Source organism: Qipengyuania citrea (assembly GCF_024171405.1).
Classification (GTDB): Bacteria; Pseudomonadota; Alphaproteobacteria; order Sphingomonadales; family Sphingomonadaceae; genus Qipengyuania; species Qipengyuania profunda.
Map to the genome: position 1 here is coordinate 2,372,498 of NZ_JALJZT010000002.1, position 16,926 is coordinate 2,389,423.

Genomic DNA, 16,926 nt, shown 5'->3' on the forward strand with positions numbered 1-16,926 from the left:
GGCAGGGATTACCTGGCCGCGGGGGAAGCCGTGACAAGGACCAGACAGTATGCTTTCCGTCGCCAATGTGCGCTCCCCTTCGGCTGCCGCGAGCTATTTCGCGGCAGACAATTACTACACCGGCGCCGATGCCGATCGTTCCGGAACCTGGGTCGGGAAGGGAGCGGAACGACTTGGTCTCGAGGGCCGCGTCAGCGCCGAGCAGTTCGATGCCTTGCTGCGGGGAGAACTTCCCGGCGGTATCCAGGTCGGCAATGCGGGACAGGCCCACAGGCCGGGAACCGACCTCACATTCTCACTGCCGAAAAGCTGGTCGCTGCTTGCGCTGGTGGGCGGCGACCAGCGGATTATCGATGCCTATCGCGAGGCCGTCATCGAGACCTTGCGCTGGGCAGAAAAGAACGCGGCGCAGACCCGGATGAGTAGCAAGGCTGGTTACGGGAAGGTCGCGACAGATAATCTGACGATTGGTCTTTTCCAGCACGACACCAACCGCAACCAGGAGCCGAACCTGCATTTTCATGCGGTCGTGGCAAATGTCACGCAAGGCAGCGACGGGAAGTGGCGCGCGCTTCGCAATGACAAGCTTTGGTCGTTCAACACCCTGCTCAACTCGATGACCATGGCGCGCTTTCGTCTGGCGGTCGACAAAATGGGCTACGAAGCAGGGCCGGTTGGAAAGCACGGCAATTTCGAAGCAGCGGCCATTGCTCGCGGGCAGGTCGTGGCCTTTTCAACGCGGCGCGAAGAAGTCCTCGAGGCGGTACGCCAGCTCGGTGAGAACACCCCGAAAACCCGCGACATTGCTGTGCTCAATACGAGGAAAAGCAAGGCGCCCGTCAGGGACCGGGAAGGCCTTCTCGATGCATGGCGGCAGAAAGCCCAAGAAGTCGGGATTGACTTTGTCGGTTTGATCGATGCGTCGCAGATGCGGGCTGCAACGAAGGACATTCCCAGCTCCAAAGAAGGGAGCCTTCTTCAGCGTGGAATTGCGAAGCTGAGAGAGTTCGCCCAGCGGATCAAGGGCGATCCGGCTGATCCGCTGATCCCAGCCCATGTCCTCAAGCAAGATGCACCGATCATTGCGGCAGCGCAGGCCGTTGCTTCCGCGGTGCGTCATCTCTCGCAGCGCGAGGCAGCGTTCCCGCGTGAGGGATTGCTGAAAGCGGCGCTTGATTTTGGGCTGCCGACGACGGTGGATCACGTCGAAACCCGTGTGAACGCATTGGTCAGAAGCGGCGCACTCGAGCCCGGCAAAGGCGAACACAAAGGCTGGCTGGCGAGCCGCGAGGCGCTGGACCTTGAAAGCACCATTCTCGCGAATGTCGACGAGGGACGAGGTGCGGTGTCGCCCATCTTGGATCGGCCGGACGCCGCGCAGCGGGTTCAGGATGTTGCTGCGCTCAATCACGGAATTTCACTCAATGAAGGGCAGGAGGATGCTGCGGGCCTTGTCCTTTCGTCGCGCGACAGGATCGTAGCGATCCAGGGCATTGCCGGGGCGGGCAAGAGCAGCGTGATGAAGCCGGTTGCCCAGCTGCTCCGCGAGGAAGGCAAGCAAGTGCTGGGGCTCGCCGTGCAGAACACGCTCGTCCAGATGCTCGAGCGCGACACTGGCATCCGTTCGATGACCATCGCCCGCTTTCTCGCCCAATGGGGCAGGCTTCTGCCCGAGCCGGGAAATGCCTCCCTTCTGAGTGAGGCTCGGAGCGCGCTCGGAGACCATGTCCTGGTGCTCGACGAGGCGTCGATGGTGTCGAATGAGGACAAGGCCAAGCTGGTACGGCTGGCGAACCTTGCCGAAGTCTACCGCCTTGTTCTCGTCGGCGACACGCGACAGCTAGGCGCCGTCAATGCCGGTAAGCCCTTCGACCTCGTACAGCAGGCCGGGATCGCGCGCGCCAACATGGATGTAAATTTGCGCGGCCGCGATCCCGCCCTGCGGCGAGCCCAGGCCGCCGCGCAGGAGGGACGCATCGACGATGCGCTCCGGGCGCTTGCTCCTTCAACCATCGAGGCTCGCGGGGACAGTGCGATTGTTGCTGCCGAAAAGTGGCTTTCGCTCAGCCCGGCGGATCGGGATCGGACGTCGATCTACGCGTCGGGACGGGCCTTACGTTCTGCGGTCAACGATGCTGTCCAGCGCGGACTCAAGGCCAATGGCGAGCTCGGGCCGCGATCCGGGCGCCTGACCGTCCATTCGCGGGTGAATGTGACACACGAGGAGCTTCGCTATCTTCGCACCTACCAGCCGGGCATGGTTCTCAACTTCCGCTCGCGCGACAGCACCCAGAAACTTTCCAAGGGTGACTACACAGTCAAGACCATTGACGAGGCGCGCAGGCAGCTCGTGCTTGAGGACAGGAAGGGGCAGCTTCGCAAGTTCAATCCTGCGCGTTTACGGCCGGGCGCAGACGATAGCCGCCTGTCGCTCTTCGAACGCAAGCCGCTGTCAATCATCGAGGGTGACAAGATCCGTTGGACCGACAACGACCACAAGCGTGGGCTGTTCAACGCCGACCGTGCGAGGATCGTGGCCATCGACACAAAGGGCGTCTTGGTGGAGACATCAGCGGGGAAGGAGCTCCGCCTGAGCCGCGGCGACCCCATGCTCAAACGCATGGACCTCGCCTATGCCCTCAATGCGCACATGGCGCAGGGACTGACCTCTGATCGCGGAATCGCAGTGATGGACAGTCGCGAACGTAATCTCGCCAATCGGAAGACCTTCTTGGTCACGGTCACCCGGCTTCGCGACGGCCTTACGCTGATTGCAGATAATGCCGAGAAACTCGGCCGGGCCATCAAGTCCAACAGCGGCGATAAAGCGTCGGCCGTCGAAGTAACGCAAAGGCTCAAAGCGGCAGCTGCCAAGGGGCTTTCGCAAGACAAGGATGTTGGCAGCGCTTCGCAGGCAAGTGACAAGCCCGAACTCACCAAGGAAAGGGTAAAGCCTTTCGAAATCGGGATCTAAGCCAACGGGAGCTCCTAAACCGCGCGTCCGAACCAGATGACACGCCCGACCACCTGGATTTCGGACCGATCGACATCATCCCAGCTGGGATAGGCCGAATTATCGCTGCTGATGGTGATCTTGCGGCCACCTGGCTTGAGCGTCACGCGCTTGACCACCAGCGCATCATCGGCGCGCAGGACATAGATGCCGTCACGTAGCCGCGAACCTTGGTCCGACGCATCGACCAGTACTTCGTCGCCATCGCTGAGTGTCGGCTCCATGGAGTCGCCTAGGACATGGATGATCGAGAGACTGGCGCTCTTTGCCCGGGTCAGCCGGGCAAGCCAGCGTTCGTCGAAGCCGAAGCGTGTATGGGCGGTCTCGCTTTCGGCAATCGCTCCAAAGCCCGCTGATGCATCGACATTGAGTACGGGTATTTCGATCAGTCCGTCACGCATTGGCGCGGCCGGGCCGCCCAAAACTTGCTCGTCGACCCCGAAGAAGCTGGCAAGCGTGCGCCGGTCATCATCGTCCAACTTGCGCGGCGAGCCGCGCTTGATGAACTGCTGAATGTAGGACGAGTTTCGTCCGATCATCCGCGAGATCGAGGAATATCCGAGCCGTCGCTGCTGGATCAGGCGATCGAGCTCCTCTCTGACATGTTCCATCGTGTCGTTCCTTCTGACGGTCTGAGGAGAGAAGGAAATCTCCTAGACTCGATGGAACCTTCCTACTAAGAACAAAACAGGAACACAAGTGCTGAGTGAGTCGAGGAAGGCCATGAAATTGCTGGATCGCATTGAGCGACACCTGAAGGAATCGCACATGTCGGCGACACGGTTTGGTCGTCGCGCGGTTGGCGATCCACGCTTTGTCTTGGACTTAAGACAGGGAAGGCGGCCGCGGCGACGGACCTTGGAAAAAGTTGAGGTCTATCTCAGGCATGCAGAGGTGCGAAACGGAGACGGTCTTTGAACGCAAGTCGTTTGTCAGCTTTCATTTAACGATCATCCCGCTAAGTTCGATACCGTTCGACGCGGGGGGTAGCGGGCTGGATTTCAGCAAAGGTGCCCTCTTTTAAGGGGGCGGCTAAGTGAATGATCTGATTAATCAACCCGATGCGCCACGGCTCATTTACGGGCTTCGGGACACAGGCTACAGTTTCAATACCGCCGCCGCTGATATCATCGACAATTCAATCGCGGCCAATGCGACCGAGGTCAATGTACGAATAGAGTTGGCCGAAGACGGTCGAAAATTCGTGTGCTTCGGTGATAATGGTGATGGCATGGACAGCGAGATGCTGTTCGACGCTATGCGTTACGGGGCACCTGCCAGAGCTAATCTTGCCAGTCTCGGCAAGTTTGGCCTTGGTCTCAAGACGGCATCCAGTTCGGTCTGCCTTAGGTTTACGGTCATTTCCCGTCAGTCTGATAAGGCTGACTTCGCCAAGCTCGCATGGGACCTCGAGCATGTCGAAGAGCAGAACCAGTGGGAAATGCTCCGCGAAGAGATGACAGCAGATGACTACGAGCTCTTCGAAGAGCTTTGCGGCGACAAGGGCACGCTTGTGGTCTGGTCCAAATGCGACCGTCTGCTATCGAAAGAATACGACGATCCGGGTGGCGCGAGGGAACAGGCTGCAATCAGACGGCTGGGTGAGCGGCTGATCGACCATGTCGCTCTCATCTATTATCGCTTCCTCGACAAAGGGGACGATCGTGAGAGGCATGTCTCAATATCTGTTAATGGGGAACAGGTCAGACCGTGGAACCCGTTCTATCCTGAGAAGGCCGATCAGGTGCTTTCACCTGAACAGCAGAAACTCGAGATCGAACTGGAGGACGGGTCGGTTGAAACAGCGCACATCAGGGCGTGGATTCTCCCGAACCGACGGGATCTGACCAGAGACGAACAAAAAATCGCGAATATCACCAACCGCGGCCAGGGCTTCTACATTCATCGCGAAGGACGAGTGATCCAGCAGGGCGGCTGGCTTGGCGTATTTGGTTCTGTTGAGCCGCACACGTCGTTGCTGCGCGTCGAATTCGATTTCACACATAAGCTTGACGAGGCCTTCAAGGTCGACGTCAAGAAATCGAAAATTCTCTTCGACCCGGCTCTTGAGGAAGCCCTCAAGACCCTACTTCAGCCGACTTATCGCGAGGCAGGAAACCGCTACCGGCGCAAGGAGAAAGCAGCGGCGGTGGAGCGCGGCGTCGATCACGGCAGCGCGAATAAAGTCATCGGCAATACGCCTTCGACCAAAAAGCCGGACGTCCAGTCTGCCGACGCGGGTCAGAAAACCGCTACACTCAACAACAATCGCGGTTCAGGCATCAAGCTTCGGGTACCCGTGGATACGCACGTAAACCCGGATCGTATTCACGTTGAAGCTGTCGAAACCATTACGTCCGGCGATCTCTGGGAGCCGGCTATGCGCAGCGATGCCGAGTCAGGCTTCGTAGCAGGCGTCCGCATTAACAAGCATCACGACTTCTATCTGAAAATCTATCAGAGAGCTGCCGCCAGTGGCTATGCAGTCGAGGGTATGGATCTGCTGCTGTGGGCTTTTGCTGTGGCTGAGCAGAACAACACCAACGATGACCTTGAGCCGATATTTGAGGACATTCGCAACGAGATTTCGACCAATCTCAAGAAGCTGCTGCGTGAAGTGCCTCTGCCCGACGACGAAGAGCTGACAGAGACCGGGGACGAAGAAGGGGACTGAAATGCTTGCCGAGAAGCAGGCCCTGATCCGCCGGGAAGTTGAGGAGGGAACCGGCGCTGCAATCTGTCTGGAGGAAGACAGGTCCGGAGTGCAGACAGCAATCAGGCTCTGGTTTGCAGACCTTGAGCGCTCTCACAGCCCGATGGTCACTCTTCGGCCGACCGGTCTGCGCCGCTTCGAAGCGAAGTTGGCATTCGGCAATTTCGCAGCCGATACGATCCGGCAGATGCGGCAGGCAAGCGCAGAAGAAGTCCAGCTTGCAAGGGCACTCGTCGCTTCAGTAGCGTCGAGCGCGGATCTAAAAATCGGTAACAATCAGACTACCGATGACTGGATGATCGACAATGGCAGTTTCACGATCATCGCAGAGAAGCGCGGTATCGAGAGCCGGTTTGACGATGACTCCGTTGCAGCGACCTGCCGGGAGCTCGTCATTCCGGTTCTTGCCGCAATGGCAGAGCTTTATGGATACGATCCGATCGAGGAAAGTACACCGACCGAGCAGGAAGCGCTGACTGAAGGCGCTGTCAAACTGACCGTCGTACGCCGACGCGAACGAAATCCACGCAATCGTCTGCTCTGCCTGCGTATCCACGGGGCAGCCTGCATGGTATGCAGTCTTATTCCTGGCGATCTTTATGGCGATGCTGGCGGTATTATTGAAGTTCATCACCTGCAGCCGCTTTCGCTTGCCGGCGAGCCCAGACCATACGATCCGGCAACTGACCTGATACCACTTTGCCCGAACTGCCATCGCGCGGTACATACAAGACGCCCGGTCCCTTGGACGCCCGCAGAACTCAGGGCCAAGCTGGGCAATGACTGACGGATCAGCATCACTTCCTGCCGATTTCAGGCAGATTACAGCGGCACCTCCCCAGGGCTGGGAGTTGTCGTCAAGAGTTGTGCAGCCGGAAATCCGGATCCGGAAAGAGGGTGCTGGTTTTGCGCTCCACGTTGCTGGCACCAAAACTGTGCGGGGGGAAAAGAAAGTCTGGGACGCGCCCGGCCCGGACTACAACTGGGTCGCCGACGGAAATGTGATCCGCCCACTTCCTCACAATACGCCGGCCATAGTCCGGCAGATGCTGGGCGGACAGCTGCCGAAAACGCTCAGCTTTCCCGATGTGGTGCGTCTTGTCCGGCTGGGTAATCCCGACATACCTGTCATAGCTGAAGAGAGCGTCTTCCACTCAGCGCAATCGGCTGCTGCCGACCTGCGCCCGGATCAGGACATTCCGGGTCTGCATGCGACTCTGTTCCCGTATCAGGCTCAGGGCGTAGCATGGATGGACCAGACCATACGGCATACCGGCGGCCTCATTCTCGCTGACGAGATGGGGCTCGGAAAGACCATCCAGATCATTGCCCTGCTGCTCTGCGAAAAACCGGAAACCTCACGACCAGCCCTCATTATCTGCCCGACGAGCCTGATCGCCAACTGGCGGAAAGAGATAATGAAGTTTGCGCCCGAGCTTTCTGTTCTCATCCACCGCGGACACAACAGAACCGGCATCACCGCGGGTCTGCAGCGGGCGCAGGTCGTGCTTTCAACCTACGACACTGTGGTCAACGACATATCCATTTTTGCAGGAATGCCCTGGTCATGGCTGATTTGTGATGAAGCGCAGGCTTTGAAAAACCCCGATTCCGGGCGCAGGCAGGCAGTCGGGAGGATTCCCAGGCAGCGTACCATTCCGATGACGGGGACGCCGGTCGAGACGTCGCTCCTGGATCTCTGGTCGCTTGCTGATCTCGCGATACCTGGATTGCTGGGAAGCCGGGAGGACTTTGAAGCCGATCATCCTGACTCCGAGGAATCGGCAAAGAATCTGGCTCGCCTGACCGATCCTGTCGTTCTCTGCCGAAAAGTGAGGGACGTCGCCGGCGATCTTCCGGAGCGCATCGATATCGATCTGCCACTCGAACTCGGTGACGAGCTTTCCCGGCGTTATGATGAAGTGCTCGCCGAGACGCTTGAGAAGTACCCTGTGGCAGGTAATCTGGTCGCGACAGGTCAGTTGCAGCTCTTCTGTGCCCATCCCTGGCTGCAGGGATCAGGCGATCCCGACAGGGATCAGGACGCGGGGATCGATCCGTCAGCCGGAATGCCGCTCGTCACACCGAAGGTGGAGCGCGCAATCGCCATTCTCGAAGAGGCGTTCAGGAGCGGACGAAAGGTTCTGCTCTTCGCAATTTTTAATCGCTGTGGCGAGATTATCCGTGAGGCAGCACAGGGTCGGCTGCCGGATGCATACTGGGGGGCGATCAATGGGTCCACGCCGCAGGAAGAGCGGCAGGCAATCGTTGACGCATTCTCTGGCCACGATGGGCCGGGCTGCCTTGTACTCAATCCAAAGGCGGCAGGAGCGGGACTCAATATAACCGCTGCAACTATAGTCATTCATTTCACCCAAGCATGGAACCCTGCACTTGAATCCCAGGCAAGTGCCCGCGCGCACCGGCGCGGGCAGACCGAGCCGGTTTATATCTACCGGCTGTTTTACGAGGACACTGTCGAACGGGTGATGATTGACCGATCCCAGTGGCGCCGCGAGCTTGGCAACGAAGCAGTCCCGGTATCAACACGTGATGCCGATGATCTGAGGCGGGCTCTTTCCATCCGGCCCGGCGGAGAAAATTGATGAGCAGTCAGACTTATGAGAAGCCGCTGACGGCAAACGACACCGGAGAAACCGGAGGTCATCAGGCCGGCATACACATACCGAAATCACAGACTGATCTGATTGCGCTGCTTCCGTTTCTCGATCCAGCGCAGAAGAACCCCGATGCGTGGCTGGAGATGACGGACGAAACGGGGGTGACCTGGCGCTTCCGCTATATTTACTACAACAACAGGCTTCATGATGAAGGCGGGACAAGGGACGAGTACCGCATCACTCATATGACCAAGTTCTTCCGCGCTGTCGGGGCGACAGAAGGCGATGTACTCGTGCTTACCGGATCCCCGGGAAGTCTAACCTATTCTGTGTCGGTCCGGAAGGATGAGTCGCCTCAGGGCGAGGAGGCAGGTGCACCGGTGAGGGTCCGCCTGAAAGGCTGGCGCCGTGTACATTAGAGAAACCGGAGAGCCGATAGATCCGCCGGGCGCGCGTCACCGGGGTAGCATCCGGCAACCTGAACTGGTGGATGATCTCCCTATCGGCGTGCTTCACCTTGGTGTGAAGACTGCAACGCTGGAGAGGGCTGGTTTTCGCACCGTCGGTGATCTCGCCAGCGTAAGCCGGGAGCAGATCATCCGGATTCCCACAGTTGGCTGGCGCACCGCCGATCTGCTCAGTGAAAACCGGCAAGCGCTGATTGATGCTTCGGATGCTGAGACGGGCACTGATTGGGACAGGTATTGCGAAACGACGCGTATCCCTCTCCTGCCGCATGAGGGCCGGCCGCGTTCGGGCAAAGACTTTCTGGCTTCGCTTCCGGACTTTCTCGCAGAGGTCGCCGACAATCTCGCAGACGAAACCTTTTCAGCAATTCTTCGCGAACGCATCTGTCAGCCGCCGGAACGGCAGAAGACGCTCGATGAAATAGCTGCGACAACCAGCCCTCCGGTCACCCGCGAAAGGATCCGGCAGAAGGAGAAGAAGCTGCTGGGGCAGCTGACAGGCGGGCTACTCAACGAGACATATGGAACGCTGGGAATACATTTCCGTCCGGAGTTTTCGGTCTGGTGGAAACGGGCTGCTGACCGTCTTTCCCACCTTGAGGAAATCGAGTTCACAGATTTCGTAGAAGCCCTCTCCGCTGAATGGGAGGTTCCCAATCACGCGGTCATAGCACAGCTCCCCATCATCCTTGCGATAGTCACCGGCGAACCGCAGATGTCCGGGGAATTCCGGGCAGCAAGCCGCGTCGATCCCCGGCTCTTCGGCGATCTGAGGCGGGAAGTGCTCGGACTCCCACTGAACCGACTCAGACTGGGCAGATACGTTGAGCGTCTGGCTGAAGCCGGATCGGAAACTGTAGGGGATATCGTCGCGAGGTTGCGCGCCGGCAGCCTAGGGGCAAGGGGAGGAAAGGCGGCCGAGGTGGCTGCGATGCATGCAAATCAGCTGGCCTCCTGCCTCCGTGATGATGGTCTGATCGATTGGCGGTCATACCGGACAGCCAACGCACTGAGCTGTCTGCCAGCCTCGCCAACGGTCAATGCCGCTGAGTTCGTCGCCACACTTCGTGACACCGTCTGTGACTTGCTATCTGTGTGCCGCGTTACGAAGCGGGCGTCCGAAATTTACCGTCTCAGGACGAGCCGCACTCTTGGGAGCCAGATGACACTGCAGGCTGTCGCCGACGCCCTCGATACCCATCTGCCCACGGTCAAACGCGAAGAAACGGTGTTTCTGAGTTTTCTGAATGGAGTGCTGATCGGTCACGATTTCAGCAAGCTGCCTGTATGGCTGGATGACCTCTGGCTGGAATACTGGGACGAAGCCCGGGCCAGCTACGAAAGTGCCCGGGACAACTACGGAGAATTCTCGGAGAATCTTGCCTGGAAATGGCGACTGACGGTGCGCGACATCGGCAAAGCAGCACCAACGATCTGGGCAGTGCTGAGCGGCTATCCGACCGACAGGCGCTCGAAAAGATCCATCAGCAAAGCTCCCGTCGTGAGCCCGATCATTTATCCGGACCCTCAGTTACCTGCCGGAAGGATCCGGCTCCGTGGCTTCCGGCGGGTGCATTGACGAGGCGCACATGGATTCTACATCCTAGCCTCTGATTTCGAGCGATAGCTCATCACCCCTGAGCCAAGATGTCAGCCGCGTCAGAAGTGCTGTCGGTTCAATCCTATTCTTTCCCTTGAGCGCGCATTCCCAGACGGTGGCAATGCGCCATCCTTCCGAAAGCAGCGCTGATCTGACAACCTTGTCCCGCTCTTGATTGGCGCCGATCTTCGCCGCCCAGAATTCGGTGCGTGTCTCTGGAAGCCGGAACAAATGGCAGTCATGACCATGCCAGAAGCAGCCGTGCACAAAGATAACCGCATGAAACCGGCTGAGTACGATGTCGGGCTTGCCGGGCAGATCCTTCCGGTTGACCCTGAAGCGATAACCTAGCCGGTGAAGGCCACTTCGAATCTGAAGTTCAGGCTTCGTGTCCCTTCCCCTTATAGCCGCCATGTTACGGCTTCTTGTCGTGGGATCATGGACGTCAGGCATACTCCCGGACAGCCACCTCATCGTTCGGGGCTGCTTCCCGGGTTATATGCGGACGCATGATCCTTGCGACCTCGCTAAACACCGGCACTGCCACCGAGTTACCGAACTGCTTATACGCCTGCGTATCGGAAACAGGGATCCGGAATGTGTCGGGAAAACCCATCAGCCTTGCGCATTCCCTCGGGGTAAGCCGTCGGGGATTCTTGCGTCCCTTTTGCTGTACAAGAATTTCAGACCCATCCTTGTAATAGCGCGCTGAGAGCGTTCTGCAGGTGTCGTCCGGGCCTACCAGGCCATAGCCAAAGCCATTGCCTGCTGCACGATGCTTGGCTGAGTAATCTCGGAGATATTTCCAGAGGTGATTGCTCAGGGTATACTTGGCATTGACCCTCGCAAGTTCTCCCTCTGTATAGTGCGATTCTGCAGTTTCGCCGCCGTTCTCGGGATGCAGTACCGATCGCATCCGCGCTTCGCCTTCAACCGGAAGCTTCAAGTCCGCCCAGTCGAATCCACTTTTTTCGCGGAAGCCAACGAGCACGATCCGTTCACGGTTCTGGGGAAGAAAATGACGTGCGTTTAGAACGCGAACATGGAGCTCGTATCCGAGGTCTTTCTCCAAAATTTTGCGGATGACCTCGAAGGTCCGGCCTTTGTCGTGGCTTTTCAGATTCTTCACGTTCTCGAGCAGGAATGCGCTTGGTCTGTGAGCCTTCAGGATCCGTGCAACATCGAAGAACAGCGTTCCCTGAGCTTCGTCAAGGAACCCATGTTTCCGGCCCAGCGCATTCTTTTTTGACACCCCGGCGATTGAGAATGGCTGACAAGGAAAGCCTGCGAGCAGAACATCATGCTCAGGAATCTCATCGACGGGGACTTTGGTAATATCGCCGGCGATCGGGCGGTTGTCCGGATAGTTGGTGTGATAAGTAAGCTGTGCATATTTGTCCCATTCAGACGTGAATACGCAGCGGCCGCCTATGCCGTCAAAAGCCCGGCGTAGTCCTCCTATGCCGGCAAAGAGGTCAATGAATGTGAACCCCTTCGCATTTGTGTGTGTCGGGACTGTATCAGCGCGCTCACGCAGCCAGTCGAGCACAACTTTGCGAGGTCTGATCTTTCCGGACTCCCAGCGGAAAATCTCCCGTTCGGAGTAGCCAAGTTTTTCTGCGAGTTCCTCGGTCGAGAGTCCGGCACGGCAGCGTAGAATTCGGAACTCAGATTGCATATGTCTGCCTCGGGTAGTTGTAGCGACGGGATGTCATGAAAATTCCCCACGGGCAAGGGCAGAGATTTTAGTTTCAACAAACCGCTGTAGGCGATCGCCCGGTCTGCCGGCTTCTCAGCCGATATCACGGAATCCGCGCCTAGCCTTCCGTGCCATGTCGGCTTCCACTCCGGCGGTATTGCAGTGCCTGTCCCAGTTACCGACTGCGGCCCGGATCGTTTCGATGATCGACTTGGTCTCAGTAGGTTTCAGGTCAGCAAACCGTCCGAATTCCAGCAGATCGTCGAGTTCAAAGTCGTCGGTCTTGCCAGCCAGCGACATCTGGTGCTCGTTGGTCCAATCCCCCTTGGGATTGTAGGCGTAGACGACATCGTATGCGGGCGAGAGGCTCCAGCGACCCGAGCTATCCATCAGGAAGGCGATGTTCTTGGTGTGGTCGTCTTGGTTACGGATAAAGACATTGAGCAGCGCGCGGCGCACCTGCTCCTTGATCGCTTCGCGTCCGAGACCGAGCATGCGGATGGTCTCGATTGCCTGCTCGTAGCTATAGGCCCGGGCGAGGTTGAAATCGAAATGGCGCATCGCGCAAAGCGACTGCATGTGGAGCTTCTTGCCGTCAGGCGTGCGATCAAAGCGCTGGGTCATGAAATGCGCCCTCCCGCCTTCCTCGTGCAGTCGTGAGCGAGCCATGTCGATGGCAGCCTCTCGGGCTAGCAGATAGCAAGCGTATTCAAGCCGGCCGAAGCCCATTGGGTCGGCAAGTTCCTTGTCGGCATTGCCCGACACGCCGTCGAACTTGACCAGCCATTGCGTGTAGCCGGGCCCTGCAGTCAGCTGCCCTGAATGGAACTCTCCGGTCGCCTCGTTCCAGGCGAGGACGGCCTTGGCCCGGGCGCCACCGGCGGAGGTTCCGACGCGCAGGATCTCTTGGAGTGCGCGGTGATCATCCTCTCCCTTGAGCACACCGGCCAGTTCTTCACGCGCGGCAATGACTCTGTTGGCGAGCTCGACCAGCGGGGCGATATCGACCGGCCGGCCCTGTTCACGGCGCTCACCGGTAGCGGGCTCGAATTCGAGCGCACCCATGCCTCGGCGACCGGTATAACAAAGGCGCTCGACCGGATCGAAGCTGTCGGCTGTGCGGCCTTGCTCGGCAAGCCAGCGATTGATCAGCGCGTTACCAAACTTGTCGGGCAGGCTGTCTGCCAGCATGCCCGGTAGCCCTTTAAAGGTCTCGTAATTCAGCGCGGGAAAATCGTAGACGCCGCTTCGTAATGGCATTGTGAGCGGAGCGACTTCGATGCCGCTGCGACTGAATTCCGGAGTGTATTCGAAAACCCCGACATCGCGATCTTCATCCCACAGGACGGCGCCGATCTGACGACCCCAGAGATTGACTACCGCACGCGTCATGGGGCCTCGTCACCCCAGCTCCATTCCTCGCCAGCCTCACCTTCAGAAGACTTGCGCACCCTTTGCCGCGCCTTGCCGGTGTCGGACCGGGGATCGAGCGGTCTCAGCTTGGCGTCCGGCATGACATCCAGCAGGCGGTCTTCAATGTCGAGCGCACGCATTATCCTGGCGAGGCTATCGATGGTCCCGCCATTACCGGCTTCCAGGCGGGCGAGCGTTGAACGCGAGATACCTGCCATTTCCGCAAGCTCGGCCTGCTTGAGATTGCGTGATATGCGATATGCTTCGATCTGCTTCCCGAGGTCGGATAGCAGCACCGAGAGCGGACGCAGATCTGGTGAATCATAATGTGGCATTATCGAGACATTATCTCCGTTATGGAGCTTTGTGTAGCGATTTTGCGTCTTTACGTGATGATATTTAATGTGTCAATATCGAGACGTAAATTGGCTTATGCCCGATAATGCATCAAATTTGCTACTTTATTTAGGTCGGAGTGATGGAAATGGATGACGAGAAGGAGCAAAACGACCAGACGGACTGGAAGGGCCTGCGAGAGATCGACCGTGCCATCTCCGAAAATCGGCGCATGGAATACAGCTGGAAGAAGGCTCTAGCAGATCCTTGGGAACGACGCGGACTCTGGCTACTTGGGCTGGTCGTCGTCGCATTTGCGGTGTTCGTCATCCTGCAGGATTTCGTGCTGTAGCTATCTATTGCCCCATTCTTTGACGTCGTCTGCAGCTTCCTCACTCGCGCCCGTGGCGCCTTCCGTTTGGCGATCAAGATAAGTTCGCACGGTTCCGATCCTGCCACGACCCTGTCGGCGCACCCGCTCGACCTCATCCGTGATGTCAGACCGATCAGGAGCATCGGGCATTGAGGGACCACCCGCAGAGCCCACGGCTCCTCTTGCGCGTACCTGCCCAGCACTTCCGATCCCGGGGCGGCTGACAGGAGCGAAGTCCGGCAGCGAAAGGTCGGCTTCGATGTCGTCTTGTAGGCGATCAGCATAGCTCTCGACAAACCGCGATTGCAGTTGTTGGCCGCGCGCGCTCATCTGGAACTCGATGTCGTCGAAGCGCACCGGCCCGTAATAGTCGCGATTGGCTTCGATCTCGGCCATGCCCCATTCGCGATAAGCCTGGCTCAGGTTTAGCGTGCCTGCGGCACTATTGGCCTCGTACCAACTGGCCTGGTTCTCGAGGCGGCTGGCCACCTCTTCGGCCCGACGCGCCTCTCGTGTGTAGCTTTCGGCTTCGGTCAGCGATCGGCTGAGACCCGACGAGCTGGTTGACACCTGCGATACCGAACTCGAACTCGTCTCGCGCAGGAAGCCTTCACGCGTGTTCGACCAGTTGCGGCTATCCGAAAGCTGCCGCAGCGTACCCATTATCCTGCCGCGATCTTCCGAGGCGATCCCGATATCGCTGTCGGTCCACGACTGATTTCGGCCACCGCGGACGCCCGCCTGCGCGTTTAGTACTCCACCTTCGGCCTTTGCTCCGGCTCCTGCTTCGCCGTTGAGGAACCAAGAAATAGTAATGTCGTCTGACGCGCGCCGGGACAGGCCGAACTGCTGCTGGAGCGTCCTCGAGGCATTGTCGACTTCGCTGAATGCCGTGCCGATGCTGTCGTTCGTACCAACGCCGCTGACAGTATCGGAGCTCTGACCCTGGCTGTAGGCGTTGCGGATCTCGCTGAACCGGGTGAGCGCAGAGCTCGTCGATTGCTGGGCGAGGTTGGCATAGGTCTCGCTCTGCGTCCGGCTCTGGCTCGCCATCGTTCCTAGGCGGCCCGTGAAGTCCTGCCCGAGCGTCGGCGTGAACGGATAGCTTGAATTCGGGACTGCAGCGAACTCGCCATCGGGGAAGCTGGTCGTCTGCGTGCCGCTGTCGCTGAATCCCCGCGTCTGTGCCGCGCCATAGGCAATGTTGGGGGCAAGATTGCCCTGCGCAAACTGGCGGGAAAACACTGTCGAATTGTCGATGCTCGAGTTGCCGAGTGAGACGTTGCCGGTGCTCGCTTCGCGCGAGGCTTCCTCGGCTGCATTCTGGCTCGGGTTGAGATAGCTCGTTGCCTGGCCCGAAATCGCCAGCGCACCACGCGCCACGCCGCCGGCAAGGAACGGGATCGAGGCGACAAGATAGCCTGCCAAGATGCCGATATCGCTGTTGACGTCGCTCATGCCAGCAAAGGTCGCGAGGCTGAGGCCCGTGCTGCCGCCAGCGGCGGCGACATCGCCCGCGCCTTTGAACATCAGGATCATGTGCAGGATGACGAAGAGCGGTCCCCACGCCGCAAGATAGAAGAAGCCGGTGACGTAACCTCTCAATGCAATGGGTCCGGTCCGCGGCATCAGGAACAGCGGAAACAGGACAGGGAACAGCGCGTAGAACACCACCGTCAGTACGACATTGAGGATTGGGACCCATTTCATCGCGTTGTGCGCGATCGAAGAATAGGTCCGCTCGGTCTGAATATCGGCCCGGGTCTGCGCGAAGACGTCAATACTGCCGGTGCCGCTCGCCCCTGCAAAGCCGTGCATGGCCTGGTTCATGGCATTGATCGTCAACAGCTGGCGGAAAATGTCGCTCGCGCTGCGCGAGATGCCGGTAAGATACTGATAGGCAATCGGGAGGTCGGCCATGAGCTTGGCCTTGGCGAGCGCTTCGGTCTGGCGCGGATAGAGTTGGCGTCCCGCGACAAGCGTCATCTCGTCAATGAGGCTCGCCCATCGCCCCGAAAGCGCGGTGTAGGCTTCGCGGCAGGTGATGATCGAGGCCGTCACGCTGTCGTCGGCCTGCCGGGTCAGGAATTTCTGCGCGCGCGCCGCGCTGCCGGGTGCGATCGTCGCCCAGATATCATCGCTCTCGGACAGCTCCTTCATCGAGTAGCGGCCGAGCAGCAGATCGTAGAACACGCATTGCCTGACATGCTCGTCGAAGTTCGCAGCAAACTCCGGATCGGAAATGCGCAAGCTCCGCGTCGATTCAAGCAGCCGCGCGCCATAGATCATGCCGTTCTTCGAGTAGTTGAGGTCGTCCGGCAAGCCGAAGACGAGCTCGGCCGAGCGGGTCAGATAGTCCCCCGCCTGGCTGGTGAAACTTGCCATCAGGGCGAGCCCGAGCGGAACATTGGCCACCGTTGCCGGTGCAAGGCTTGGATTGACCCGGTCTGTCACATGGACGTCCATGCGCGGCACCATCAGACACATGTAGATGAGCGTCGCACCGAGGAACCAGTTGAGCCATGCGCGCCAGTCCTGGTTGAACGCGACCACGATGACCGCGAGCACCATGCCCATCACCAGCGCGACCTGAATCAGGCTCTTGTAGCCGCCCGCTCCGGTCCAGGCGGCAACGGCATTGAGGACATTGACGATATACTCGCCGCCGCCGACCGTGAAAATCTCGACCAT

Annotated in this window: 13 protein-coding genes; 7 read left to right on the top strand and 6 right to left on the bottom strand. The window is 59.0% G+C overall.

Annotated features, from left to right (window positions below):
• Window positions 1-49: 49 nt before the first annotated feature.
• Window positions 50-2,974 (top strand): MobF family relaxase, encoded by a 2,925-nt coding sequence (gene mobF / locus J2S32_RS12460; RefSeq protein ID WP_253521899.1) that lies wholly within the window; start codon window positions 50-52, stop codon window positions 2,972-2,974.
• A 14-nt stretch (window positions 2,975-2,988) separates the two neighbouring features.
• On the opposite strand, the gene J2S32_RS12465 is transcribed toward mobF, so the two are convergent.
• Window positions 2,989-3,624, bottom strand: a complete 636-nt coding sequence (locus tag J2S32_RS12465; protein ID WP_221601636.1) for a S24 family peptidase — start codon at window positions 3,622-3,624, stop codon at window positions 2,989-2,991.
• Window positions 3,625-4,049: 425 nt separating this feature from the next.
• Between J2S32_RS12465 and J2S32_RS12475 the strand changes: the two genes are divergently transcribed.
• From J2S32_RS12475 to J2S32_RS12495, 5 genes are all read left to right on the top strand, one after another.
• Window positions 4,050-5,687, top strand: coding sequence for an ATP-binding protein (locus tag J2S32_RS12475; RefSeq protein ID WP_221601634.1), 1,638 nt, complete (start codon window positions 4,050-4,052; stop codon window positions 5,685-5,687).
• A gap of 1 nt (window position 5,688) precedes the next feature.
• On the top strand, window positions 5,689-6,513 hold the full coding sequence (locus J2S32_RS12480; protein ID WP_221601632.1) for an HNH endonuclease: 825 nt from the start codon (window positions 5,689-5,691) through the stop codon (window positions 6,511-6,513).
• Window positions 6,506-8,332, top strand: a complete 1,827-nt coding sequence (locus tag J2S32_RS12485; protein WP_253521901.1) for a DEAD/DEAH box helicase — start codon at window positions 6,506-6,508, stop codon at window positions 8,330-8,332. The genes J2S32_RS12480 and J2S32_RS12485 overlap by 8 nt, the downstream gene beginning before the upstream one ends.
• On the top strand, window positions 8,332-8,766 hold the full coding sequence (locus tag J2S32_RS12490) for an EcoRII N-terminal effector-binding domain-containing protein (protein ID WP_221601630.1): 435 nt from the start codon (window positions 8,332-8,334) through the stop codon (window positions 8,764-8,766). The genes J2S32_RS12485 and J2S32_RS12490 overlap by 1 nt, the downstream gene beginning before the upstream one ends.
• A 67-nt stretch (window positions 8,767-8,833) precedes the next feature.
• Complete coding sequence (locus J2S32_RS12495) at window positions 8,834-10,393, top strand: hypothetical protein (protein ID WP_221601628.1); 1,560 nt, start codon at window positions 8,834-8,836, stop codon at window positions 10,391-10,393.
• 24 nt (window positions 10,394-10,417) lie between these two features.
• Here the strand turns inward: J2S32_RS12495 and J2S32_RS12500 are convergent, their stop codons facing one another.
• From J2S32_RS12500 to J2S32_RS12515, 4 genes are all read right to left on the bottom strand, one after another.
• Window positions 10,418-10,828, bottom strand: a complete 411-nt coding sequence (locus J2S32_RS12500; RefSeq protein ID WP_237487477.1) for a very short patch repair endonuclease — start codon at window positions 10,826-10,828, stop codon at window positions 10,418-10,420.
• 31 nt (window positions 10,829-10,859) lie between these two features.
• Entirely contained in the window at window positions 10,860-12,092 is a 1,233-nt protein-coding gene (dcm, locus tag J2S32_RS12505; RefSeq protein WP_221601626.1) for a DNA (cytosine-5-)-methyltransferase, read from the bottom strand.
• A 114-nt stretch (window positions 12,093-12,206) separates the two neighbouring features.
• Window positions 12,207-13,505, bottom strand: coding sequence for a type II toxin-antitoxin system HipA family toxin (locus tag J2S32_RS12510; protein ID WP_221601624.1), 1,299 nt, complete (start codon window positions 13,503-13,505; stop codon window positions 12,207-12,209).
• Window positions 13,502-13,861 (bottom strand): helix-turn-helix domain-containing protein, encoded by a 360-nt coding sequence (locus J2S32_RS12515; RefSeq protein WP_067695826.1) that lies wholly within the window; start codon window positions 13,859-13,861, stop codon window positions 13,502-13,504. Before J2S32_RS12515 ends, J2S32_RS12510 begins: the two co-directional genes overlap by 4 nt.
• Window positions 13,862-14,010: 149 nt before the next feature.
• On the opposite strand from J2S32_RS12515, the gene J2S32_RS12520 reads away from it, so the two are divergent.
• Window positions 14,011-14,214 carry a hypothetical protein gene (locus tag J2S32_RS12520; RefSeq protein WP_320181559.1) on the top strand — a complete coding sequence of 68 codons (204 nt, stop codon included), beginning with the start codon at window positions 14,011-14,013 and terminating at the stop codon, window positions 14,212-14,214.
• Here J2S32_RS12520 and J2S32_RS12525 read toward each other — a convergent pair whose 3' ends face one another.
• Window positions 14,215-16,926, bottom strand: coding sequence for a conjugal transfer protein TraG N-terminal domain-containing protein (locus J2S32_RS12525; RefSeq protein ID WP_253521903.1), 2,712 nt, complete (start codon window positions 16,924-16,926; stop codon window positions 14,215-14,217).

What these genes read in the sequence shown, in the direction of transcription:
- J2S32_RS12510 (WP_221601624.1), bottom strand. Translation starts at nt 13,505, where the DNA reads ATGACGCGTGCGGTAGTCAATCTCTGGGGTCGTCAGATCGGCGCCGTC.
- J2S32_RS12485 (WP_253521901.1), top strand. Translation starts at nt 6,506, where the DNA reads ATGACTGACGGATCAGCATCACTTCCTGCCGATTTCAGGCAGATTACA.
- J2S32_RS12520 (WP_320181559.1), top strand. Translation starts at nt 14,011, where the DNA reads ATGGATGACGAGAAGGAGCAAAACGACCAGACGGACTGGAAGGGCCTG.
- J2S32_RS12465 (WP_221601636.1), bottom strand. Translation starts at nt 3,624, where the DNA reads ATGGAACATGTCAGAGAGGAGCTCGATCGCCTGATCCAGCAGCGACGG.
- J2S32_RS12500 (WP_237487477.1), bottom strand. Translation starts at nt 10,828, where the DNA reads ATGGCGGCTATAAGGGGAAGGGACACGAAGCCTGAACTTCAGATTCGA.
- J2S32_RS12525 (WP_253521903.1), bottom strand. Translation starts at nt 16,926, where the DNA reads ATGGTCGAGATTTTCACGGTCGGCGGCGGCGAGTATATCGTCAATGTC.
- J2S32_RS12480 (WP_221601632.1), top strand. Translation starts at nt 5,689, where the DNA reads ATGCTTGCCGAGAAGCAGGCCCTGATCCGCCGGGAAGTTGAGGAGGGA.
- dcm (WP_221601626.1), bottom strand. Translation starts at nt 12,092, where the DNA reads ATGCAATCTGAGTTCCGAATTCTACGCTGCCGTGCCGGACTCTCGACC.
- J2S32_RS12515 (WP_067695826.1), bottom strand. Translation starts at nt 13,861, where the DNA reads ATGCCACATTATGATTCACCAGATCTGCGTCCGCTCTCGGTGCTGCTA.
- J2S32_RS12490 (WP_221601630.1), top strand. Translation starts at nt 8,332, where the DNA reads ATGAGCAGTCAGACTTATGAGAAGCCGCTGACGGCAAACGACACCGGA.
- mobF (WP_253521899.1), top strand. Translation starts at nt 50, where the DNA reads ATGCTTTCCGTCGCCAATGTGCGCTCCCCTTCGGCTGCCGCGAGCTAT.